The organism is Amorphoplanes friuliensis DSM 7358 (assembly GCF_000494755.1).
In the GTDB taxonomy this organism is placed as follows: domain Bacteria; phylum Actinomycetota; class Actinomycetes; order Mycobacteriales; family Micromonosporaceae; genus Actinoplanes; species Actinoplanes friuliensis.
On sequence record NC_022657.1, the window covers coordinates 2233667 to 2256985 of the forward strand.

Sequence of the window (23319 nt, forward strand, 5' to 3'; positions counted from 1 at the left end):
CTAGATCGCGGCTGCGGCCGGCTCCGCGATGCAGGCTGTGCCGATACGGCGGAAGCCGACCTTGGAGTAGAGGCGGGCCACGTCGTCGTCGCCGGCCGAGAGCAGGACCAGGTCGGAGCCGTCGAGCAGGGTGCGGCGGGCCAGGCTGGCGGTCAGTTGCGAGGCGTAACCGCGGCGGCGGGCCGACGGCAGCGTGGCCACCCCCGCGATCTCCGCGACACTCTCGACGCGCTGGACCGCACCGCAGGCGAGGATGCCATCGGCGGGGGACTCCACGACCGCGCTGACGAACCGGCCGGAAGCGTGGCGGCGCACCTGCTGGGCGATCGCCTCCTCGCTCAGCGGCGGCACCGCGTCACGCTGCGCCGGACCGGCGACCTCGATCGCCAGCGAGCCCGTCTGCACGGCGGTGGCGTTCGCGGGTGCACCGAAGCCGAGGCGGCCCACCGCGCGGCTGATGCTGATGTCCTGGGCAAACGTCGCCGACGCCGGGTCGAGAAAGCGGATCGTCGCCCCGGGCAGCGGCAGGTCCGGCACCAGGGCAGCGCTCTCCAGCACCATCAGCGGCGCGAGCAGCACGTCGAGGCCGGCGGACCGGGCCACGGCCAGCAGGTCCGGGGTCGTTTCGTGCACCCATTCGAACGCCTCGGGGACACCGAGCTCTCGTTGGCGCCGGCGGACGGCGGTAATATCGGCCGCGGACGGTGTTTCGGCGCCGCCCAGGCGCGGGCGGGCGTAATAGGGCCATCCCCAGCCGTCGTTGACGAAGAGCACGAACCCACCGATGTCCTCCACGACGGCGGCGTCGCGGGGCACGGCATCGTAGAAGCGTTCCAGCCGGGTGTAGACGTCCGTATCCTCTAGCGCCACCGCGCGAGACTACCGAACTGCCCGGCGACGACTCTCGCCCGGCAACGACATACCGCCCCCGGCAGGCCACCGGTGACAATTCCGGTGGGGCAAAAGTGTGATCCATCCGCACCTGGCGGAGAGCGGTCACGACTAACGTAGACTCTAGAGACTTTGCAGGGCCGACGTCGTCCCGACCTTGAACGGAAACACCAGTGACGATCGGAGGCCCGGTGGCTCTTCCGCACCCTCAGGGGTTGTACGACCCGGCTCAGGAGCGCGACGCGTGTGGCGTGGCGTTCGTCGCCGACCTTTACGGCCGGCGCTCCCACGACGTGGTCGCCAAGGGCCTGTCGGCGCTGATCCGGCTCGATCACCGTGGCGCCCGCGGCGCCGAGTACAACACGGGCGACGGCGCCGGCATCATGATCCAGGTCCCCGACGCGTTCCTGCGCGACGTGGCCGGTTTTGACCTGCCGCCCGCCGGCTCGTACGCGACGGGTCTGGTCTTCCTGCCCAACGACCCGGACTCCGCGGCCCGCGCGATGGCCGTCTTCGAGAAGTACGCCCTGGTCGAGGGTGGCGACATCCTCGGCTGGCGTGACGTGCCCGTGAACGCGTCCGGGCTGGGTGAGACCGCCGAGGCGGCCCGCCCCCTGATCAAGCAGGTCTTCCTGGCCGCGCACCGGCTGACCGGCACGAAAACCGGCCCGGCCGGTGAGCCGCTGTCGGGTCTCGAGCTCGACCGGGTGGCGTTCTGCATCCGCAAGCAGGCCGAGCGGGAGAGCACCCAGCGCGGCGTCGCGGCGTACTTCCCGTCGCTGTCGGCGCGCACGATCACCTACAAGGGCATGCTCACGCCCGACCAGCTGCCGGCGTTCTTCCCGGACCTGACCGATCCGCGGGTCCAGAGCGCGATCGCGCTGGTGCACTCGCGCTTCTCGACGAACACCTTCCCGTCGTGGCCGCTGGCGCACCCCTACCGGTTCATCGCCCACAACGGCGAGATCAACACGATCCGGGGCAACCGCAACTGGATGGCCGCGCGTGAGGCGCTGCTGGCCTCGCCGAACGTCCCGGGCAACATCAAGCGGCTGTTCCCGATCTGCACGCCCGAGGCGTCCGACTCGGCGAACTTCGACGCGGTCCTCGAGCTGCTGCACCTGTCCGGGCGCAGCCTGCCGCACGCCGTGCTGATGATGATCCCGGAGGCGTGGGAGAACGACCCGTCGATGGACCCGGCGCGGCGCTCGTTCTACAAGTTCCACGCCAGCCTGATGGAGCCGTGGGACGGCCCGGCCAGCGTCGCGTTCACCGACGGCGCAATGATCGGCGCGGTCCTGGACCGCAACGGCCTGCGCCCCGGCCGCTGGTGGCACACCAGCGACGGCCTGGTCGTGCTGGGCTCCGAGGCGGGTGTGCTCGACCTCGACCCGGCCACGGTCGTCGCGAAGGGCCGGCTGCAGCCGGGCCGGATGTTCCTGGTCGACACCGAGGCCGGCCGGATCGTGCACGACGACGAGATCAAGGCCGAGCTGGCCGCCGCGGAGCCGTACGACGAGTGGCTCCACGCCGGGCTGATCGACCTGCAGGACCTCCCGCCGCGTGAGCACGTCATCTACACCCACGACTCGGTCATGCGCCGCCAGCAGGTCTTCGGCTACTCCGAGGAGGAGCTGAAGATCCTCGTGGCGCCGATGGCCCGCCTGGGCGCGGAGCCGCTGGGGTCGATGGGCACCGACACGCCGATCTCGCCGCTGTCTACCCGCCCGCGGCTGCTGTTCGACTACTTCCACCAGCTGTTCGCCCAGGTCACCAACCCGCCGCTGGACGCCATCCGCGAGGAGCTGGTGACCAGCCTGTCGATGACCATCGGCCCCGAGGGCAACCTGCTCGACCCAGGTCCGGCGAGCTGCCGGCAGATCGTCGTGCCCTACCCGATCCTCGACAACGACGAGCTGGCCAAACTGCTCTCGATCGACGAGGACGGTGACCTGCCCGGTTTCAAGGCCGTGCGCGTCTCGGGTCTCTACCCGCTGCGCGACGGTGCTGCCGGCATCAAGGCCCGCCTGACGCAGATCTGCCGCCACGTCTCCGAGGCGATCGAGGACGGCGTCCGGATCCTGGTCCTGTCGGACCGCGACTCCAATGCGGACCTCGCTCCGATCCCGTCGCTCCTGCTCACCGCGGCCGTCCACCAGCACCTGGTACGCGAGCAGACCCGTACCCAGGTCGCCCTGGTCGTGGAGAGCGGCGACTGCCGTGAGGTGCACCACGCGGCCGTGCTGATCGGGTACGGCGCCGCGGCGGTCAACCCGTACCTCGCGTTCGAGAGTGTCGACGACCTGATCGCCACCGGCCCGCTCGCGGGCATGGAGTCGAAGAAGGCCGTCCGCAACTACGTCAAGGCGCTCGGCAAGGGCGTCCTGAAGATCATGTCCAAGATGGGCATCTCGACCGTGTCGTCGTACTGCGGCGCGCAGGTGTTCGAGGCCGTCGGTCTGGACAACCGGCTGCTGCAGCGCTACTTCGCCGGCACCTCGGGGCGCATCGGCGGCTCGGGGCTGGCCGAGATCCACGCGGAGGTCGCGGCGCGGCACGCCAAGGCGTACCCGAAGAACCCGGCCGAGCGCAGCCACCGCCGCCTCGAGGTCGGCGGCGAATACCAGTGGCGCCGCGAGGGCGAGGTCCACCTGTTCAACCCGGAGACCGTCTTCCTGCTGCAGCACGCGACGCGCAGCAAGCAGTACGACGTCTTCAAGCAGTACACCGAGAAGGTCGACGGCCTGGCCGAGGCGGCCGGTTCGCTGCGCGGGCTGTTCCGCTTCAAGGACCGCGAGCCCGTCCCGCTGGACGAGGTCGAGCCCGCCTCCGAGATCGTCAAGCGGTTCGCCACCGGCGCGATGAGCTACGGCTCGATCTCGGCGGAGTCGCACGAGACGCTGGCGATCGCGATGAACCGGCTCGGCGGCAAGTCCAACACCGGTGAGGGCGGCGAGGACGTCGAGCGTCTCTACGACCCGCAGCGCCGCTCGTCGGTCAAGCAGATCGCGTCCGGCCGTTTCGGTGTGACCAGCGAATATCTGGTCAACGCCGACGACCTGCAGATCAAGATGGCGCAGGGCGCGAAGCCCGGCGAGGGTGGTCAGCTCCCCGGCAACAAGGTGTGGCCGTGGATCGCCAAGACCCGCCACGCCACCCCGGGTGTCGGCCTCATCTCGCCGCCGCCGCACCACGACATCTACTCCATCGAGGACCTGGCGCAGCTCGTCCACGACCTCAAGAACGTCAACCCCGCTTCCCGCGTACACGTCAAGCTCGTGAGTGAGATCGGGGTCGGCACCGTCGCAGCGGGCGTGGCCAAGCTGAAGGCCGACGTGATCCTGATCTCGGGTCACGACGGTGGCACGGGCGCTTCGCCGCTCAACTCCCTGAAGCACGCGGGTTCGCCGTGGGAGCTGGGTCTGGCCGAGGCCCAGCAGACGCTGCTGCTCAACAAGCTGCGTGACCGGGTCACCGTGCAGGTCGACGGTCAGCTCAAGACCGGCCGTGACGTCATCATCGCGGCGCTGCTCGGCGCCGAGGAGTTCGGCTTCGCGACCGCGCCGCTGATCGTCTCGGGCTGCATCATGATGCGGGTCTGCCACCTGGACACCTGCCCGGTCGGCATCGCCACGCAAAATCCGGTGCTGCGCGAGCGGTTCACGGGCAAGCCCGAGTTCGTGGAGAACTTCTTCCTGTTCCTCGCCGAGGAGGTCCGCGGCTACCTCGCCGAGCTGGGCTTCCGCACCATCGACGAGGCCATCGGGCACGCCGAGATCCTCGACATCGCGCCCGCGGTCCACCACTGGAAGGCCAAGGGCCTCGACCTGTCGCCGGTGCTGTTCGTGCCGGAGCTGCCCGAAGGCGCCGCCCGTCGCGGCATCGTCGCGCAGGACCACGGCCTGGAGAAGTCCCTCGACAACGAGCTCCTCGCGCTCGCCGCCCCGGCGCTCGCCGAGGGCACCGAGGTCCGCGCCGAGGTGGCCGTCCGCAACGACCACCGCAGCGTCGGCGCGATGCTCGGTGGTGAGGTCACCCGTCGTTACGGCGGCAACGGCCTGCCCGACGACACCATCGCGTTCACCCTGCGCGGCACCGGCGGCCAGTCGTTCGGCGCGTTCCTGCCGCGCGGCGTCACGCTGCGGCTGATCGGCGACACCAACGACTACGTCGCCAAGGGCCTGTCCGGCGGCCGCGTCATCGTCCGCCCCGCGGACGAAGCACCCTTCGTCGCGGAGGACAACATCATCGCGGGCAACACCATCCTGTACGGCGCCACGGGGGGCGAGGTCTTCCTCCGCGGCCGGGCCGGCGAGCGTTTTGCGGTGCGCAACTCCGGCGCCGCGGCGGTCGTCGAGGGTGTCGGCGACCACGGCTGCGAGTACATGACCGGTGGCACCGTGGTCGTGCTCGGCACCGTCGGGCGCAACTTCGCCGCCGGCATGAGCGGCGGCACCGCGTTCATCCACAACCTCGAGGCGGGCCGGGTCAACCCCGAGCTGGTCGACCTGACCCCGCTCAACGACGAGGAGCAGGAGCAGCTGCACGTGCTCGTGCAGAAGCACTTCGAGGAGACCGGCTCCGCTGTCGCGGAACGGCTGCTCAAGGACTGGCAGACGGCGGTGGGGGAGTTCACCGCGGTCGTACCGCGCGACTACAAGCGCGTGATGGAGCTGATCAGGACCGCCGAAGCCGCCGGTCGGAACATCGACGAGGCGGTTATGGGGGTCACCCGTGCCTGATCCGAACGGTTTCCTGCGCTACGAACGGCAGCTGCCCAAGCGCCGCCCGGTGCCGGTACGCATCCAGGACTGGCGTGAGGTCTACCCTCCCGCCGGCGAGGAGCTCATCCGCGACCAGGCGACCCGGTGCATGGACTGCGGCATCCCGTTCTGTCACGAGGGCTGCCCGCTGGGCAACCGCATCCCCGACTGGAACGACCTGGTCCGTACCAACGCCTGGTCGGCGGCGGCGGAGAGCCTGCACGCGACGAACAACTTCCCGGAGTTCACCGGGCGGCTCTGCCCGGCGCCGTGCGAGGCCGCGTGTGTGCTCGGCATCGCCGACGACCCGGTGACGATCAAGCAGGTCGAGGTGGAGATCGCGAACCACGCGTTCGCCGCCGGTCTCGTCCCGCAGCCGCCGGTCACCCTGTCCGGCCGCAGCGTCGCCGTGGTCGGCTCGGGCCCGGCCGGGCTCGCCGCCGCGCAGCAACTCGCGCGGGCCGGTCACAGCGTCACCGTCTACGAGCGTGACGACCAGATCGGCGGGCTGCTGCGCTACGGCATCCCCGACTTCAAGCTCGAGAAGCAGCGCATCGACGAGCGCCTGGCCCAGATGGCGGGCGAAGGCGTGATCTTCGAGACCGGTGTCAACGTCGGTGTCGACGTCACCGCCGACGACCTGCGCGAACGCTTCGACGCCGTGCTGCTCACCTGCGGCGCCCTCGCGGGCCGCGACACGGCCGGCACCCCCGGCCGGCAGCTCAACGGTGTGCACCTGGCCATGGAGCACCTCGTCCCGGCCAACCGCGTCGCGGCCGGTCTGCAGGACACGACACCGATCGACGCCCAGGGCAAGCACGTGGTCATCATCGGCGGCGGTGACACCGGCGCCGACTGCCTCGGTGTCGCCCACCGCCAGGGCGCCGCCGGTGTCATCCAGCTCGACCAGTACCCGCTGCCGCCCGAGGTCCGCGCCGGTGAACTCCACCCGTGGCCGACCTGGCCGGTCATCCTGCGCAACTACCCGGCCCACGAGGAGGGCGGCGAACGCGTCTTCGGCGTCGCCGTGCAGGAGTTCGTCGACGACGGCAACGGCAACGTCGTCTCGGTGCGTGTCGCCGACGTCATGGTCGAGCGCGTCGACGGCCGCCGTACGGTCACCGTCCAGGAAGGATCGGAGCGCGACCTGCGCGCCGACCTGGTGCTGCTGGCGATCGGCTTCGAGGGCACCGAGCAGCAGCCGCTGCTCACGCAGTTCGGTGTCACCCGCAACGGCCGCGGTGCGGTCGACGCCGACGACAACTGGCAGACCGACGCCGAGGGTGTCTTCGTCGCGGGTGACATGCACCGCGGCGCGTCCCTGATCGTGTGGGCGATCGCCGAGGGCCGGGCCGCGGCCGCCGCGATCCACACCTACCTGGGTGGCTTCGGCGAGCTCCCCGCCCCGGTACGCCCGTCGTCGCAGCCCCTCGCGGCTGTTCGCTGATCCGCTGATCACGGGGCGGTGCACCCGCCCCGTGATCAACTAAGCTGCGCCGCTGTGGGACACGTCTTCGCCCGTCTGGCGGGCCACGGCCGCGTGCTGATGCCGCACTGGCCGTACAAGTTCGAACGCCACCCCACCGAGCCCGAAACGGTACGCGTCGTCCGCGGCACCGCCGACGGCCCGGTGTGGCTGGTGGTGCGCCCCGGCGACCCGATCGAGCCGCACGACGCGGTCGACGTCGAGCCCGGGCCGGAGCACGCGTACTGGGAGATCCAGACCTCGGTGCTGTCCCTGCGCTGGCCCGGCGGCTTCACCGTCGAGTCACCGCGCGACGAGGACGACACGACGCCGTTCCTGCTCCACGGTCCCGGTGAGGCCCTGATCCACCCGCAGGGCCCAGTGCCGAAGGAGCGCGTCGCCGACCTCGACTCCCTGGTCGCGCCCGATCAGACCGTGCTGAGCCGCGGGGACGGCTTCATCGAGCTGACCTACGAGCACGACGGGCACCAGTGGTGGCAGGCGTACCGGCTCCTGCCGTACCGGGAGGATCGGATCCTGGTCCTGACCGCCCAGAGTCTGCGCACCCACGCCGATCAGACCCGGGCGGCGCTCGACCTGATCTGAGCCGCGTGGTGCAGCAGCCGCCGCCGGGCTGCCTCACTCTCGCGTTGCTGCTCCCGGGCGGCCCGGTCCAGAACCCGCTGCCGCCTGCTTCCCCACCATCGGACCGCCATCGCGCACCCCCATGACCGTGCCCTGATTCAACTCGCTGCTGTCAACACGTGACGGTGAGTGCTTTGGTTCATGCGGCGCTGTCTAAGCTGGACGCATGAGCTCAGTGGTCACCCTGCAGGTCGAAGAGCAGTCCCACCAGGATCTTTCGGACTGGCTGCGCAAGGAACCGCTGCTCAGCAGCGCGCGCTTCGGCACGACCGGCGCGCCCCCGCGTCCGGGCGAGATGGGCTGGCCGGCGGACGCGCTGCAGATCGTGGCCAACGCCGACCTGCTCACGGCGGTGGCCACCACGCTCGGCGTCTGGCTCGGCACCCGGGTCCGCCGCACCAAGATCAAGATTACCCACAAGGGCCGGACGATCGAGGTCGAGAGCGGCAAGAACGCAGAAGCCATCACCCGCGAGATCCTCGACAGACTCGACCTACTCGACGAACTCGACGAGGACCGGCCCTAGCCTTTTGTGGCGTCCCGGACGATGTCGCCGAAGACCTTCTCCACCGCGGCCGGGTCCAGGGCGTCGCGGGCGCGTCCGGCGCCCGTCGCCCCGCTGATCCGGTCCAGGGCGGCCTTCCCGCCCGCGGCCGTCTCGCCGAACGCGATGCAGTAGACCCGCACCGGGCGGGTGCGGTCGCTCGCCTTCAGATCCCTCACCAGCTGATCCAGGCTGTACCTGCTCTTGTCGTAGTCGTTGACGCCGTCGGTCAGCACGATCACCGCATTGATGCTGTCCGGCCGGTAGTCGCGCACCATCCGCCGGTGCGCGTCACGGACCGACACGTACAGCGCGGTGTCCTTGTCCTTCGTCGGCTTCAGATCACGCAGCGCGACACGGAAACCGTCGTCGTCGCCCAGCTCGGTGACGGGCAGCTTCTCGGTGCGCGGCGGGTTGCCGAGGGAGTGGAAGAACCACAGGCCGACCCGGTCGCGCGGATCCAGCAACTGCACGCTGTTGGCCGCCGCGTCCTGCGCCGCCCGGCCCCGCGTCACCTCGGTGCCGCTCGCCGCCGGCCGGTCCATCGTGCCGGACTCGTCCATCACCATCAGGAGCTGCGCGCGCTTCTTCAGCCCCTCGCGGTTGGCGAGCACGGCCTGGATCGTCGCCGCGTCGGGGGAGTCCCGGATCAGCAGCCCGGTCCGGCCGTCACCGACCTGCCGCGCGTTCGCGGGCACCGGTGTCACCGCCGTCATCGCCTGCCCGGCCCGGCCGTCGGCATCCCGGAAACCCGCGGCCAGGAACAGCTTCCGGGCCGGGTCCGCTCGCAGGAAGGCCCGGAAATCATCGGCCGCGTCACGGACCGCGCCGTCCTCCTCGGCGGACGGCAGCACGACGTACGGGTGGTCCAGCATCATCGTGCCGTCGGTCGGATAGATCGGCACGAGGGGCTGGTTCGGCGACTCGTGCACCCCGGAACGCAGGCGCTGCGGGTCGGCCTCCAGATTCATGGTGTTGTAGAGGTGGATCAGCTGCTCCTGCAGCACGATCGCGCTGATCGGCGCATCCGTCGACGCCTGCCCCTGATCGATGCCGAGCTGATCACGCAGCAGGTTCATGATGTCGTCCTGCACGAACCCGCGCTGCACGACGTTCGCCTCGACCCGCCGCACGTACGCCTGCACCGCCGGTTCCTCGAGCTTGGCCGCATCGAGCTCGCCGGAGGTCGCCGCGTAATAGGCGGCGATGGTCGACGCCAGCCCCGACGTCGACGTGCGGGGATCCTCTCGCCCGACGTAGAAACTCCGCCCCGGCCGCGGCTCGAGGAGCTGCGCCCAGCTGAAGCGCTTCGCCGGCCAGCCGAGCCCGGCGGCCAGATCCCGCGGCACCGCGACCACCACCGGGCTCTGGGCGATGCTGGCCCATCGGGTGGTCGCCGGTGCCTCGTCCGGCTCCTCCTGGCGGAGCAGGTCGACCCACATCGACGACGACGGCAGCCAGACGTCGGGCCGGCTGCCCTTGTGCCCTTTCCAGTGCTCGGCCAGGGCGCTCTTGGTCCGGCCGGACGTCTCGCCGGCCGCTTCGACCCGCGCACACCCGCCACCCCGCAACTCGCGCCGGGCGGCGTTGTAGTCCTTGGCGAGCGACGCGACGAGCTCGTCCTTCTCCGTCGACGAGGTCACGTGCAACGTCACCGCACAGGCCGGATCTTTCTCGATCAACTTGTAGCCGCCGAGGACGACCAGCAGCAGAATCGCGACGGCGGCGATCGGGATCATCGTCCTGCGCGACATCAGCTGTCCCTGAGCAGATGCCGGGTCACCCAGGCCACCGCGAAGCTGACCACGGCCAGCACCACGGCGACCACCGGACTGTGCACCACGGCATACGTGACGCCGCCGCCGGCGCCGGCCAGCACGCCGGCCAGGGCGAGGCCCGGCCGGTCGGTACCAGGCGCGGTCTCGATCTGTTCTCGCGGGCCGGCCTGTCTGTTGCGGGTCAGCGCCAGCCAGGAAGTATGGTTCTGGCTCGCCTGCCGCGGCCGGGGGAGACGGGCTCTGTCCAGAGCGGCGTCGACCTCGCGGTACACCCGGCCGAGGCTCAGGAACTCGTTCCGGCTGTCCACGCCCTCGTTCAGGACCGTCAGCAGCGCATCGGTGAACGCGGTGTACCGGGCGCCCTCCGGAGCCAGCGCCATCGCGGTCGCCGCCGTGGCGGTGAAGACGAACACCCCGTCGATCTTCGCCAGCCCGGCCAGCCGGTCCGGCGACACCCGGGCACCCATCGGAGCCTCCTCGACCGCCATGGTCGGCAGCGCCTGACCCGAGAAGCAACAGTCGAGGATGAGCACCCGGTGCTCGACACGGTCCAGGTCGAGACTGCGCATGATGGCCTCGATATCGGCGAACCGGACACCCTTGTGCAGCGGGTTGCCGGGCACCGACGCCGTGGTCGTCAGGACCAGCTTGTTCTCGAAGTCCAACAGCCCGTGACCGGCGTAGTAGATCAGGACCGTGTCCGCGGCGTCCTCGGCCAGGGCGGCAAGCGCCTCGGCGATGTCATCCGCGCTGCCCGGGTCGGGCAGCATCGCACAGCGCTCGGGCGCGAACCCGCCGTGCCCCGGCTCGGTCAGGACCTCGTGCAGGCCTTCCAGGTTGTTGGTCACCCCGGGCAGCGGGCGCAGGCTCTCGTGGTCATATCTGCTGACCCCGATCAGCAGCGCCGCCGAGGACGACCGGAGCGGGAGCCGGGACTGTGAACTCTGTGCAATGGTCAAATCCGGCCACCGTCGTCGAATATCCGGGCAGATCACCTCAGGCAGGAGTCTCTGGAACGATTCTCCATCTTCCGCGGACGATCTCCCACTCCGGGTGACAGCAAAGTGGACGCATCGTTGCGGCAAACATCAGACCATTTGCCGCGGGGGAGACGTGACAGCGGAACGATGCTCGGGGCGTACCCGGTGAGGGCCATCTCCCGGCGACCGCCGGGAGCCGACCGATAAGCTGAAGCCGATTGCGGTCGCTGACGCCCGCGACCCTTGCTGACCGAGGCGCGCCCGCCGGGGCATCGACCGGCGCCGCCACTTGCAGTTCATCCTCATGACGGGGGTCGGCCGGCGAGCCGACCCGAAAGAGAGACTAGCCTGATGGCTGTGACACGCCGCGCAAAGATCGTCTGCACCATGGGTCCCGCCACCGCCTCCCCCGAGCGCATGCTCGGACTGGTCGAGGCCGGCATGGATGTCGCCCGGCTGAACTTCAGCCACGGCAGCCACGAGGACCACCAGAAGGTCTACGACCTGGTCCGGGCCGCCGCCAAGGAGACCGGCCGCGCCGTCGCCGTCCTCGCCGACCTCCAGGGCCCGAAGATCCGCCTGGGCAAGTTCGCCAACGGCCCCCACCTGTGGAACACCGGGGACGTCGTCACCATCACCAGCGACGACATCCTGGGCACCCCCGACCGGGTCAGCTGCACCTACAAGAAGCTCCCGCAGGAGGTCAAGGTCGGCGACCGCCTCCTCATCGACGACGGCAAGGTCGCCGTCGAGGTGTCCGCGGTCGAGGGCAACGACATCACCTGCCTCGTCACCGAGGGCGGCCCGGTCAGCAACAACAAGGGCGTGTCCCTGCCGAACGTCGCCGTCAGCGTCCCCGCGATGAGCGACAAGGACGAGGCCGACCTGCGCTTCGCCCTCAGCCTCGGCGTCGACCTGATCGCGCTGTCGTTCGTGCGCTCGCCCGACGACATCAAGCTCGTCCACCAGATCATGGCCGAGGAGGGCACCACCCTCCCCGTCATCGCCAAGGTCGAGAAGCCCGAGGCGGTCACCCACCTCGAGGCCATCGTCCTGGCCTTCGACGGTGTCATGGTCGCCCGCGGTGACCTCGGCGTCGAGCTCCCGCTCGACCAGGTGCCGCTGGTCCAGAAGCGCGCCGTCCAGCTCTGCCGCGAGAACGCCAAGCCGGTCATCGTCGCGACCCAGATGCTCGACTCGATGATCGAGAATTCCCGCCCGACCCGCGCGGAAGCCTCCGACGTCGCCAACGCCGTCCTCGACGGCGCCGACGCGGTCATGCTCTCCGGCGAGACCTCGGTCGGCAAGTACCCGGTCCTCACCGTCAGCACCATGGCGAAGATCGTCACCACGACCGAGAGCGGCGACTTCGGCGTCCCCGTCCTCCAGCACGACCCGCGCACCCACAGCGGCGCCCTGACCGTCGCCGCCAGCCGCATCGCCCGCAACATCGGCGCCAAGGCCCTGGTCGCGTTCTCCCAGACCGGCGACACGGTCCGCCGCCTCTCCCGGCTGCACTGCGAGCTCCCGCTGCTCGCGTTCACGCCGGTCCCCGAGGTCCGCGACCAGCTCGCCCTCTCCTGGGGTGTCGAGACGTTCCTGACGGACTTCGTCCAGCACACCGACGACATGTTCCGTCAGGTCGACCAGAGCATGCTCGGTCTCGGCCTGGCCAAGCCCGGCGAGTACGTCGTCGTCGTGGCCGGCAGCCCGCCGAATGCCCCCGGTTCGACCAACACCCTCCGGGTGCACCAGCTCGGCTCGCTCGTCGACCCGGCCACGGTGACCGAAGCGCAGTGAACACCCCACTGGTGGGACAGGCCGCCGTCGATCAGCTCCTCGAGGTCCTCGACCTCAAGCAGATCGACGCGGCCACGTTCCAGGGCGAAAGCCCCCAGGTCGGCGCCCAGCGCGTCTTCGGCGGGCAGGTCGCCGGCCAGGCCCTCGTGGCGGCGGGACGGACAGTCGACCCGTCCCGCTTCGTGCACTCCCTCCACGGCTACTTCGTCCGCCCCGGCGACCCCACGGTCCCGATCGAGTTCACCGTCGAGACCATCCGCGACGGGCGCTCCTTCTCCGTACGCCGCTCCACCGCCCAGCAGCACGGCCGGACGATCTTCTTCATGTCCGCGTCGTTCCAGGTCGTCGAGGAAGGCCTCGACCACCACACCCCGGCCCCGGCCGGCATCCCGGGCCCGGACGAGACCCCCACCATGCGTGACTGGCTCGCCCGCTACCCCGACCGCGCCGCGGCCTTCAGCTCGGCCCCCCAGGCCATCGACGTCCGCTACATCGGTACGCCCGGCTGGGTCCCACCCGGCGACCGCGACGCCGCCAGCGAACAACGCGTCTGGATGCGCGTCAACGGCAAACTCCCCGACGACCCGCTGCTCCACGCCTGCGCCCTGACCTACGCCTCGGACCTGTCACTGCTCGACTCGGTCCTCTCGACCCACGGCGAGGTCTGGGGCCCCGGCGGCGTCATCGGCGCGAGCCTGGACCACGCGTTGTGGCTCCACCGCCCGTTCCGCGCCGACGAATGGTTCCTCTACGACTGCAGCAGCCCCTCGGCCAGCGGCAGCAGGGGCCTGGCCAGCGGCCGCATGTTCACCCAGGACGGCCGCCACATCGCCAGCGCAGTCCAGGAAGGCCTCCTCCGCCGCGTCGGCGCCCGCTGACCCCGGGCAGGCCTTCCGCACTCCATCGGCCGACCGATCCTGACCTCGGCCCGAACCCGCTCCAAGCCGGCGTGGGTGGCTGCTTTTGCCGTTCGCGTCATGGTTCTGGCGGCGTCGCCGCTGTGTGGTGATCCCATGGCCTCGGTCGCTGTTGTCACGTTCGGTCGCGACCCGTCGCGGTTTGGCCCCGTCGAGGCCCGGACCGCGACCGGCCCGTCACGGTTTGCCGGTCACGGTTCGACGTGCCGCGGTTTCTGTGACGGCCCGGACCGCGCCGGGCCCGTCTCGGTTCGCCCGTCACGGTTTGACGTGAGCGGTTTGGTCTGTGACGGCCCGGACCACGACGGGCGCGTCGCGGTTTGTTGCGCCGCGGTCCGGGCCGTGGGTTTGCCGGACAGATCAACCCCGTCCAGGGCCCCGAAACAGCGAAAGGCCCCGCCGGTGCGGGACCCCGGCCCGGCGACTGGCCGTGGAACGGGTCCCGCCACCAGCGGGGCAGGGGAAACTTTCAGTCCACCATCCGGCTGCGGGCGATGATCGCCGTGTCGTCCATGCCCGGCGACGCCGTCTCCGCCGCCCGCGCCGCCGCGTCGAGCGAAGGCAACGACCCATCGTCCTGGGCCGGGCCCTGGCGGCGCGCCACCGCGGAAGCGTGCGCGACCTCCTCCGGAGCCGGAACCTCCGCGCCCTCGGCCGTGTCGGGCACCTCGACCTGCTCGTCGGCCGCCGCCCGCGCCGCAGCTCCGGGCACCGCCGCGCCGGTCACACCCGCGAGGGCCAGCATCGCGTCGAGGTCGGCCGTGGTCCGCAGCACCTCGTCGTGGAAGCTGCCCTGCGCCTCGTCCGAGAGCTGCACCTGCCCCGAAGCCTGCGCACCGCCGATCTGCGCCCCCGAGCCCTGCGCGACGGAGATCTGCGAACCCTGCGTCCCGGAGATCTGCGAACCCTGCGCCCCGGAGATCTGTGAGCCCAGCGGGCCGGAGATCTGTGAGCCCTGCGCGCCATAGCCCTCAGGGGCCGCGAGCTGCGTTCCCGGAACCGGCCCGGAAGCGTCCTGCCCGGCCATCGTGGTCGTCGTGGTTCGCGGCATCGCCCTGTGCCGGGCCCGGCCACTCCGCTCCGGCTGCCCGGCCTCGAAGTCCGACAGCCCGGCCGAATATCCGGCCACACCGATCGCCCGCTCCGGGGTCAGCTCCAGCAGGCGTTCCGCCCGCGCCGCCACGGACACCTCACGCAGCCGCAGCGCCGCGACCAGGTCGGCCACCGCGCGGGCCAGGGCGGCACCGCCGAGGATCACGATGACCATCTCGGCCGTCCGGGCGAACGAGCTCGCCGCGAAGAATCCCAGCCCGATCTCGGCCACACCGACGACCATGAGCAGACCCCAGATCCGGTCCGACTCCCGCGTCAGCATCGAGATCGCCAGGTCCGCGGCGCCGCGGACCATCAGGTACCAGCCGATCAGCGCCGCCGGCGTGGTCCATGCCCCGCCGCCGTCCGCCATCATGATCACGCCGGTGGCGGCGAACAGCACGGCCATGCCCGCGTTCAGCCACCACGTGCGCGTCCCGGCCAGCGCTCGGAGCACCTCGGTGACCGCCCCGAAGAGGATCACCGGCCCGGCGACGTCGGCCACGCCGGCGGGCTCGAGCCGCAGCACACTCCATGCGATTGCCAGCCACGCCACACCCGCGAACAGAAGGAACCCCCACATCCCGTCGCGGACGACGGACAGGGGCGACGAACCGGACCACAACATGAAGCCTCCTGGCAGTGCTGGTACTGCCAATGACAACACCAGCGCGACCGGCAAACCGGTCTTTCCCGGAAAAACCCACGGCCGCCCGATGCCCGCTTTCCCACCGGCCCCGAGCCCGTACGGTCACAGCTCAGTACTTGGGTCCCACGTGCTGGTCCAGCACCGCCACATCCACTCGCCGCGCCACGGACAGCATCGTCGGCCGGCACATACGCCATTCGACGCCGAGCCGGTCCAATGATTCGCGGCAAAGTTGCATGATGTCGGCCGATTTGTTGACGAACTGATAACGCGGATAAAGGTACGTCGTGCCGCCCCGGACAATTTTGTTACGGGTGCGGCAGCCGTCGGAGTGGAAGAGGCCGCGGACAAAGCGACCCGGAAATGCGTCGACCACCTCCGACTGCCATTCGACCAGCCGTATCAGGCGTTCGTGCTTTTTCCCGGGGCCGTGCTGCGGCAACAGGCACGGCCAATGCCGCCAGAACGACCGCACGTCGTCGCGGCCGTCGCGGTGCTGATGCCCCACCGTGCGGGCGCCGCAGGCGAGCATGGCCCGGCCGGCCTCCTCGATCAGCCCTGGATAACGCAGGTCGCATGCCACCTTGAGCACGGGGACCCGGCCCGTCGTGAGCAGATGGCCGTCGCCCAGGTAGATGCCGAGCAGATAGGCGTAGTCGGCCGGATGCCCGATCGATCGTGGTGGCCGGGCGCAGAACGGGCACCGCTGGTCCCGATCAGAATTGATCTTGGATCGGGAGCTGTAGAGCCAGCAGGCCACGGTGTTGCGGGACAGTCCGAGCGTGCGGTAGATCTCCGTGAACGGCACGCCGGCAGATTTCATGGAGATTGCGAGCTCGCGGATTCCGGGAGGATGCACCCCCGCATTCAACCGCTCAGGTACGACAGTTTTTGTGTCCTCGGTGGGATTCGAACCCACACTGTGTGGTGTTTGAGACCACTCTCTCTGCCGTTGGAGTACGAGGACCGGGACAGCAGCTGGAGAACACTTGGTCCCGCCGAGCTGAGCCATGCACAGAGTACCCACTACGCTGAGGGCGGTGGCACCCAGATACCCGGGTGTCGCGACTTGACCAGTGCTGGGGGTAGGGGTTCCGTGGCCGACACGCAAGCGAGTGCCGAGCGCAGGCGGGTGCTGATCGCCGAGGACGAGGCGCTCATCCGGCTGGACCTGGCCGAGATGCTCGTGGAGGAGGGCTACGACGTCGTCGGTGAGGCCGGTGACGGCGAGACCGCCGTCCGACTGGCCGAAGATCTGACGCCGGACCTGGTCATCCTGGACATCAAGATGCCGATCATGGACGGCCTGGCCGCCGCCGAGCGGATCGCGGGCGGGCGCATCGCCCCTGTCGTGATTCTGACAGCGTTCAGTCAGCGTGAGCTGGTCGAGCGGGCACGCGCCGCCGGTGCCATGGCGTACCTGGTGAAGCCGTTCCAGAAGTCGGACCTGGTGCCGGCGATCGAGATCGCGTTGTCGCGGTATTCGGAGATCTCGGCGCTGGAGTCCGAGGTGGCCGGGCTGACCGACCGGCTGGAGACGCGCAAGTCGGTGGAGCGCGCCAAGGGCGAGTTGATGACGAAGTACTCGATGACCGAGCCGCAGGCGTTCAAGTGGATCCAGCGGACGGCGATGGACCACCGCATGACGATGCGTGAGGTCGCCGACCGGATTCTCGCCGAGGGTGAAGAGACTCCGGGCACGCCCGCGCCGTAGCTCCTGGCCTCCCGGAACTGCCTGTTTGTTACACCTTCTCCTTCCCGGGATCACCGGACGTAACGGTTCGGTGAATGCCCGTGCGAACACTTACCTGGGTGCCGGATCGTGGGATAGCGTCCCGCCCCATGACGGGCGCAGTTGTGTCGTGCCGGTGCGCAAGTGCCAATCGACCTGCGGTGGCTCGGTGGGTTCGGTATGGAGGAGGGTTCCAACCTTGAGGCAGGTTCTCGCACGTGCCATCGGCGGGTTGGCCGTTATCGGCCTCATCGCCGGGGCTGCTGCTTGCAACAGCGACAGCGGCAGTGACGACACGGCCAGTGGTAACTGCGGCTACAAGCTCGCATTCTTTGGCGCCCTGACGGGGTCTTCGGCGAACCTCGGTGTGAACATCGAGCAGGGCTTCGAGCTGGCTATCAACCAGTACAACGAGAAGAAGGGCTCCGACTGCATCACGGTCGCGAAGTTCGACTCTCAGGGCGAGCCGGGCGTGGCGCCCGGTGTGGCCCGTAACCTGGTCGCGGACAAGAAGATCCTCGGCATCGTCGGCCCGCCGTTCTCCGGCGAGTCCGAGGCTGCCGACCCGATCTTCGAGGCTGCCGGCATCCCGACGGTGAGCCCGTCGGCGACGCGGGTCTCGCTGTCGGCGAACGGCTGGAAGACGTTCCACCGCGCGGTCGCGAACGACGACGCGCAGGGCCCCGCCGCGGGCAATTACATCAAGAACGTGCTGAAGGCCGAGAAGGTCTTCGTCGCGGACGACCAGTCGGCGTACGGTGCCGGCCTGGCCGACGTGGTCAAGAAGACGCTGGGCGCTTCGGTGGTCGCGACGGACAAGACCGAGGCTGACGGCAAGCAGACCGACTTCTCGGCTCTGGTGCAGAAGGTCGTGTCCTCGGGCGCGACGGCGCTGTTCTACGGCGGCTACTACCAGAACGGTGGCCTGATCCGTAAGGCGCTGACCACCGCCGGCTGGAAGGGCGTCCTGCTCGGCGGCGACGGCATGAAGGACCCCGGTCTGGCCAAGGCCGCCGGTAACGCTGCCGCGGTCGGCACGATCGTGACCTGCCCCTGCTCCCCGCCGGAGAAGGCGGGCGGCACGTTCGTCACGGACTACAAGGCGAAGTGGAACGTCGACGCCGGTACCTACTCCGACGTTGCGTTCGACGCGGCCAACATGTTCCTGCAGGGCATCGACGCCGGCAACACCACCCCGGAGAAGCTCAACACCTACCTCTCCACGGTGGAGTACAAGGGCATTGCCAACACCTACAAGTTCACCGACAAGGGCGAGCTCGACCCGAACTTCATCAAGGTGTGGACGTTCAAGTTCGACGCGACGGGCAACACGATCGCGGACCAAGAGGTTCCGACCGCCTGATCGACTGAGTAACTTCTCGTAGGGCCGGTGCGGCCGGATGATCTCCGGCCGCACCGACCTTCTCGTTTCAGGAGCCCCTTGTGAACTTCTCCGGTCTGATCCAGGACTTCGGGCCGCTCACGATCACGGGCCTGGCCCAGGGTGCGATCATCGCGCTCTTCGCCCTGGGTTACACCCTGGTCTACGGCGTACTCCGCCTGATCAACTTCGCGCACTCCGAGGTCTTCCTGCTCGGTTCGTATGCCTGCCTCGTCGTGTGGGGCTTCTTCGGACTCGACCAGAACTCGCCTACCCCCTCTGTTCTCGGCGTCATCGGCCTGATCTGTCTGGGTCTGGTGGCGGCGATCGTCGTCTCCGGTATCACCGCACTGGGTGTTGAGCTCGTGGCCTACCGGCCGCTGCGGAAGCGCAACGCGCCGCCGCTGGCGTTCCTCATCACCGCCATCGGTGCGTCGCTGTTCATCTCCGAAACTGTCGGCGTCATGACCCAGCGCAACATCCGGGGTGTGCCGCCGCTGATCCAGCCGCGAGACGTCTTCGTGATCGGCAACATGCATGTGACGAATCTTCAGATTCTGATCATCGTGCTGGCGCTCGTGATGATGTTCGTGCTCGATCGCTTCATCAACCGTTCCCGGCTGGGCCGCGGCATCCGTGCCGTCGCGCAGAACCCGGACAGCGCGGCGCTGATGGGCGTGAACAAGAGCCGCGTGATCTCGCTGGTCTTCCTGCTGGGCGGCCTGATGGCGGGTATCGCCGCGGTCATGTACGACCTGAAGATCGGTGTCACGCGGTTCGACGCCGGCTTCCTGCTGGGCATCGAGGCGTTCACCGCCGCGGTCCTCGGCGGCATCGGCAACCTGCGGGGCGCTCTGCTGGGCGGCCTGATGCTGGGTGTCCTGCAGAACTACGCAGCGTCTCTGTTCGGCACGGAGTGGCTGCACGCCGCGTCGTTCGTGCTGCTCGTGTTGATCCTGCTGGTCCGTCCGACGGGCCTGCTGGGCGAGTCTCTCGGAAGGGCGAGGGCATGACCGGGACGAATGGAGCAGTGGCGGCGCCGAAGGAAAGCCGCGGCGCTGCAGTACGCGGCTGGTACGGCCGTCAGCCCCGCGTGGTCCGGATCGTGCTGGGCATCGTGTTCGCCGGGCTGGCGTTCCTGCTGCCGTACGTCGGCGAGATCCCGGTCATCGGTCCGCAGATCGTGACGCAGGGCATCGACTGGCCGAGTGCGCTGTTCAACATGTCCTACTACGTTCTGCTGGCTCTTGGCCTGAACGTGGTGGTCGGCTTTGCGGGTCTGCTCGACCTGGGCTACGTCGGCTTCTTCGCCGTCGGCGCCTACACGGTCGCGTTGCTGACCTCGCCCGACAGCGTCCTGCGTACCGAGTGGGGCTGGGCTGTGGCCGTGCCCGTCGGTCTGGCGGTGGCGATGCTGTCGGGTCTGGTGCTGGGTTATCCGACGCTGAGACTGCGCGGTGACTATCTGGCCATCGTGACGCTGGGCTTCGCGGAGATCATCCGCATCGTGGCGACGAGCACGGAGACGCTGCGTGGTGACCGGGGCTTCTCGGACATCCCGCACCCGCCGGGTGAGTACGCCGACGGTAAGCCGATCTTCGGTGTGGCCGACGCGATCCCGTACTACTGGCTGGGCCTGGCCGTGATCATCCTGGTGATCTTCGGGGTGCGGAACCTCGACAACAGCCGGGTCGGCCGGTCGTGGCTGGCGATCCGTGAGGACCAGGAAGCCGCCGAGATCATGGGCGTGCGGACGATCAAGTACAAGCTGTGGGCGTTCGCGATCGGTGCGTTCATCGGTGGTCTGGGCGGCGTGATGTTCGCCGGCCAGCAGGGCTTCATGAACTCGCAGACGTTCGTCCTGCAGTTCTCGATCCTGGTGCTCGCGGGTGTCGTCATGGGTGGTTCCGGCAACATCGCCGGTGCGATCCTCGGCGGCGCGCTGATCTCGTACATCCCGGACCGGCTCCGGGGCATCGAGGACCCGATCTGGCACACGGACCTGTTCGGCTTCCGGTTCGCCATCTTCGGCGCCGTCATCATCGCGATCATGATCTTCCGGCCGCAGGGCCTGATCCCGAGCCGGCGTCGCGCGATGGAGCTCAAGGACCGTGAGAAGGAGGTGGCTCCCATTGAGTGAGCCGCACAAGGAGACGCCTGCCGAGCTGGACGCGGAGAACGCGCGCCCTGTCGACCAGGCTGCACCCACGACGGACGAAGTGGCCGCACCTTCAAAAACGGCCGAAGCCAAGCCCGAGGGCGAGGTGCTCCTCGAGGTCGACAACGTGACGCTGCGCTTCGGTGGTGTCGTCGCCCTCAACGAGGTCAGCTTCACGCTGCGCAAGGGTGAGATCTTCGGTCTGATCGGCCCGAACGGTGCCGGCAAGACCACCTGCTTCAACGCGATGACCGGCGTCTACCGGCCCACGAGCGGCGGGATCCGCTTCAAGGGCCAGTCGATCGTCGGCAAGAAGAAGCACGAGATCACCCGCGGCGGGATCGCCCGCACGTTCCAGAACGTGCGGCTGTTCCCGGAGATGACCGCGCTGGAGAACGTGATGGTGGGCGCGGACGCCCACCACAAGACCAGCGTGATCGCGGCCCTGTTCCGGCTGCCCCGGCACCACCGCGAGGAGCGTACGGGCAGGGACCGGTCGTACCAGCTGCTGCGTTTTGTCGGGATCGAGAACCGCGCGAGTGACGTCGCCCGCAACCTGTCCTACGGCGAGCAGCGGCGTCTCGAGATCGCCCGGGCGCTGGCGACGAACCCGACGCTGCTGTGCCTGGACGAGCCGGCCGCCGGCTTCAACCCGGCGGAGAAGCAGGAGCTGCTCGCGCTGATCCGCAAGATCCGCGACAGCGGCGTGACCGTGCTGCTCATCGAGCACGACATGCGCCTGGTGATGGGCGTGACCGACCGGATCGTCGTGCTGGAGTTCGGCAAGAAGATCGCCGAGGGTACGCCCGCCGAGGTGCGGGACAACCCGGCCGTGATCGCGGCGTACCTGGGGGTGCCGACCGATGCTGCTTGAGTTGAAGGACGTCACGCTGGCGTACGGGCGGATCCAGGCCCTGCACGGCATCAGCCTGACCGTCGCCGAGGGTGAGATCGTCGCTCTGATCGGCGCCAACGGCGCCGGGAAGTCGACGACCATGCGGGCGATCTCGGGTCTGCGGCCGGTGGCGCAGGGTTCGATCACGTTCAACGGTGAGGACATCACCAAGCTGCGGGCCGACCTCCGGGTCGTCCGTGGTGTCTCGCAGTCGCCGGAGGGCCGGGGCATCTTCCCGGGCATGTCGGTGCTCGAGAACCTGGAGATGGGCGCCTACACGCGGCGCAACAGGGCCGAGATCAACCAGGATCTGGAACGCGTCTTCACCCTGTTCCCGCGGCTCAAGGAGCGCGAGAAGCAGGTCGGCGGCACCATGTCCGGCGGCGAGCAGCAGATGCTCGCGGTCGGCCGGGCGCTGATGAGCCGGCCGAAGCTGCTGCTGCTCGACGAGCCGTCGATGGGCCTGGCGCCCATGCTGATCCAGCAGATCTTCGACATCGTCGTCGAGATCAACCAGCAGGGCACAACCGTGCTTCTGGTGGAGCAGAATGCTCAGCAGGCACTTTCCCGGGCACACCGCGCCTATGTGCTGGAGACCGGCGAGATCGTCAAGTCCGGTACCGGCGCGGAACTGCTGACCGACCCCTCGGTCAAGGACGCCTACCTCGGCGTCGCCTGAGGATCTCGAACACCATTGAGGAGTTGACGACGATGTTCCGCACCACCCCTTTGCGGCGCGCGTTCGTGGGCCTGACCGCCGCGCTCGCTATGACCGTCTCCCTGTCCGCCTGCGGCGAGGAGTCGGGCGACACCGGCACCGGCTCGGGCGCTCCGGTGCCGTCGGCCTCCGCCGACACGTCGCTGGCCGACAAGGTTCCGGCCGAGATCAAGACCGCGGGCAAGCTCATCATCGGTACGGACAGCACGTACGCACCGAACGAGTACCTGGACGCCGACGGCAAGACCGTCATCGGTTTCGACGTCGACCTGTTCAACGCGGTGGCGCAGAAGCTGGGCCTGAAGACGGAGTGGCAGTCGTCGAAGTTCGACGCGATCATCCCGGGTGTCACGTCGGGCAAGTACAACATCGGCGTCTCCTCGTTCACGGTCAACGCCGAGCGGGAGAAGCAGGCGACGATGGTCTCCTACTTCTCCGCGGGTACGCAGTGGGCGGCGAAGGCCGGCGCGACGATCAACCCGGACGACGCGTGCGGCAAGAAGGTCGCCGTGCAGGTCGGCACGGTGCAGCTCGACGACATCACCGCCCGGTCGAAGAAGTGCACCGACGGTGGCAAGGCCAAGATCACGATCGACCAGTACCAGTCGCAGGCGGACGCCACCAACGCGGTCGTCTCCGGCAAGGACGACGCGATGCTGGCCGACTCGCCGATCGGCGCGTACGCCGTGAAGCAGACCAACGGCCAGCTGGCCCTGGTCGGCGAGATCTACGACGCGGCCCCGTACGGCTACGTGCTCCCCAAGGCGCAGGCCGACTTCGGTGCCGCGATCGAGCAGGCTCTGGAGGCGCTGATCGCCGACGGCACGTACAAGACGATCCTCAGCAAGTGGGGCGTCGAGGCCGGCGGAATCACCGACCCGGCAGTCAACCCGCAGGTCTCCTGACCTTCG

The 23319-nt window shown here is 69.3% G+C and carries 18 protein-coding genes and 1 tRNA gene; 13 read left to right on the top strand and 6 right to left on the bottom strand.

What is annotated here, in order from left to right:
• Window positions 1-870 carry a GNAT family N-acetyltransferase gene (locus tag AFR_RS10430; protein ID WP_023360151.1) on the bottom strand — a complete coding sequence of 290 codons (870 nt, stop codon included), beginning with the start codon at window positions 868-870 and terminating at the stop codon, window positions 1-3.
• Window positions 871-1082: 212 nt separating this feature from the next.
• Between AFR_RS10430 and gltB the strand changes: the two genes are divergently transcribed.
• The 4 genes from gltB to AFR_RS10450 all read left to right on the top strand — a co-directional run bounded on the left by gltB (window position 1083) and on the right by AFR_RS10450 (window position 8290).
• Window positions 1083-5633, top strand: a complete 4551-nt coding sequence (gene gltB, locus AFR_RS10435) for a glutamate synthase large subunit (RefSeq protein WP_498368205.1) — start codon at window positions 1083-1085, stop codon at window positions 5631-5633.
• The gene (locus AFR_RS10440; protein ID WP_023360155.1) at window positions 5626-7101 is read left to right on the top strand and encodes a glutamate synthase subunit beta; all 1476 of its coding nucleotides are present in this window, start codon (window positions 5626-5628) and stop codon (window positions 7099-7101) included. The genes gltB and AFR_RS10440 overlap by 8 nt, the downstream gene beginning before the upstream one ends.
• 54 nt (window positions 7102-7155) lie before the next feature.
• The gene (locus AFR_RS10445; RefSeq protein WP_023360157.1) at window positions 7156-7725 is read left to right on the top strand and encodes a hypothetical protein; all 570 of its coding nucleotides are present in this window, start codon (window positions 7156-7158) and stop codon (window positions 7723-7725) included.
• Window positions 7726-7930: 205 nt separating this feature from the next.
• Window positions 7931-8290, top strand: coding sequence for an effector-associated constant component EACC1 (locus tag AFR_RS10450; RefSeq protein WP_041840760.1), 360 nt, complete (start codon window positions 7931-7933; stop codon window positions 8288-8290).
• On the opposite strand, the gene AFR_RS10455 is transcribed toward AFR_RS10450, so the two are convergent.
• Both AFR_RS10455 and AFR_RS43520 read right to left on the bottom strand, forming a co-directional pair.
• Window positions 8287-10062 (bottom strand): vWA domain-containing protein, encoded by a 1776-nt coding sequence (locus AFR_RS10455; protein WP_023360160.1) that lies wholly within the window; start codon window positions 10060-10062, stop codon window positions 8287-8289. The two genes, AFR_RS10450 and AFR_RS10455, sit on opposite strands and share 4 nt — an antisense overlap.
• Entirely contained in the window at window positions 10062-11045 is a 984-nt protein-coding gene (locus AFR_RS43520; protein ID WP_023360162.1) for a caspase, EACC1-associated type, read from the bottom strand. Before AFR_RS43520 ends, AFR_RS10455 begins: the two co-directional genes overlap by 1 nt.
• A gap of 372 nt (window positions 11046-11417) precedes the next feature.
• Between AFR_RS43520 and pyk the strand changes: the two genes are divergently transcribed.
• Both pyk and AFR_RS10470 read left to right on the top strand, forming a co-directional pair.
• Complete coding sequence (gene pyk, locus AFR_RS10465; protein WP_023360164.1) at window positions 11418-12866, top strand: pyruvate kinase; 1449 nt, start codon at window positions 11418-11420, stop codon at window positions 12864-12866.
• Window positions 12863-13744, top strand: a complete 882-nt coding sequence (locus AFR_RS10470; protein ID WP_041840762.1) for an acyl-CoA thioesterase — start codon at window positions 12863-12865, stop codon at window positions 13742-13744. The genes pyk and AFR_RS10470 overlap by 4 nt, the downstream gene beginning before the upstream one ends.
• A gap of 508 nt (window positions 13745-14252) precedes the next feature.
• On the opposite strand, the gene AFR_RS43525 is transcribed toward AFR_RS10470, so the two are convergent.
• The 3 genes from AFR_RS43525 to AFR_RS46010 form a co-directional block, all read right to left on the bottom strand.
• Complete coding sequence (locus tag AFR_RS43525) at window positions 14253-15503, bottom strand: HdeD family acid-resistance protein (RefSeq protein WP_023360168.1); 1251 nt, start codon at window positions 15501-15503, stop codon at window positions 14253-14255.
• Between the two features lie 130 nt (window positions 15504-15633).
• Complete coding sequence (locus AFR_RS10480; protein ID WP_148307918.1) at window positions 15634-16347, bottom strand: transcriptional regulator; 714 nt, start codon at window positions 16345-16347, stop codon at window positions 15634-15636.
• Between the two features lie 71 nt (window positions 16348-16418).
• Window positions 16419-16491, bottom strand: a tRNA-Leu gene (locus tag AFR_RS46010).
• 129 nt (window positions 16492-16620) lie between these two features.
• On the opposite strand from AFR_RS46010, the gene AFR_RS10485 reads away from it, so the two are divergent.
• From AFR_RS10485 to AFR_RS10515, 7 genes are all read left to right on the top strand, one after another.
• The gene (locus AFR_RS10485; RefSeq protein WP_041840764.1) at window positions 16621-17238 is read left to right on the top strand and encodes an ANTAR domain-containing response regulator; all 618 of its coding nucleotides are present in this window, start codon (window positions 16621-16623) and stop codon (window positions 17236-17238) included.
• Between the two features lie 217 nt (window positions 17239-17455).
• The gene (locus AFR_RS10490) at window positions 17456-18619 is read left to right on the top strand and encodes a branched-chain amino acid ABC transporter substrate-binding protein (protein WP_041840765.1); all 1164 of its coding nucleotides are present in this window, start codon (window positions 17456-17458) and stop codon (window positions 18617-18619) included.
• Window positions 18620-18699: 80 nt separating this feature from the next.
• Window positions 18700-19650 (top strand): branched-chain amino acid ABC transporter permease, encoded by a 951-nt coding sequence (locus AFR_RS10495; protein WP_023360176.1) that lies wholly within the window; start codon window positions 18700-18702, stop codon window positions 19648-19650.
• Window positions 19647-20777, top strand: a complete 1131-nt coding sequence (locus tag AFR_RS10500; protein WP_041840766.1) for a branched-chain amino acid ABC transporter permease — start codon at window positions 19647-19649, stop codon at window positions 20775-20777. The genes AFR_RS10495 and AFR_RS10500 overlap by 4 nt, the downstream gene beginning before the upstream one ends.
• A 79-nt stretch (window positions 20778-20856) precedes the next feature.
• Window positions 20857-21669: an ABC transporter ATP-binding protein gene (locus tag AFR_RS10505; RefSeq protein WP_202964028.1), complete on the top strand. Its 813-nt coding sequence runs from the start codon at window positions 20857-20859 to the stop codon at window positions 21667-21669.
• The gene (locus tag AFR_RS10510) at window positions 21659-22369 is read left to right on the top strand and encodes an ABC transporter ATP-binding protein (protein WP_023360182.1); all 711 of its coding nucleotides are present in this window, start codon (window positions 21659-21661) and stop codon (window positions 22367-22369) included. The genes AFR_RS10505 and AFR_RS10510 overlap by 11 nt, the downstream gene beginning before the upstream one ends.
• A gap of 32 nt (window positions 22370-22401) precedes the next feature.
• The gene (locus AFR_RS10515; RefSeq protein ID WP_023360184.1) at window positions 22402-23313 is read left to right on the top strand and encodes an ABC transporter substrate-binding protein; all 912 of its coding nucleotides are present in this window, start codon (window positions 22402-22404) and stop codon (window positions 23311-23313) included.
• The last annotated feature ends 6 nt before the right edge of the window (window positions 23314-23319 follow it).

Coding starts and splice junctions, on each gene's coding strand:
- AFR_RS43525 (WP_023360168.1), bottom strand. CDS start 15,503: ATGTTGTGGTCCGGTTCGTCGCCCCTGTCCGTCGTCCGCGACGGGATG.
- AFR_RS10480 (WP_148307918.1), bottom strand. CDS start 16,347: ATGAAATCTGCCGGCGTGCCGTTCACGGAGATCTACCGCACGCTCGGA.
- pyk (WP_023360164.1), top strand. CDS start 11,418: ATGGCTGTGACACGCCGCGCAAAGATCGTCTGCACCATGGGTCCCGCC.
- AFR_RS10455 (WP_023360160.1), bottom strand. CDS start 10,062: ATGTCGCGCAGGACGATGATCCCGATCGCCGCCGTCGCGATTCTGCTG.
- AFR_RS10500 (WP_041840766.1), top strand. CDS start 19,647: ATGACCGGGACGAATGGAGCAGTGGCGGCGCCGAAGGAAAGCCGCGGC.
- AFR_RS10510 (WP_023360182.1), top strand. CDS start 21,659: ATGCTGCTTGAGTTGAAGGACGTCACGCTGGCGTACGGGCGGATCCAG.
- AFR_RS10515 (WP_023360184.1), top strand. CDS start 22,402: ATGTTCCGCACCACCCCTTTGCGGCGCGCGTTCGTGGGCCTGACCGCC.
- AFR_RS10450 (WP_041840760.1), top strand. CDS start 7,931: ATGAGCTCAGTGGTCACCCTGCAGGTCGAAGAGCAGTCCCACCAGGAT.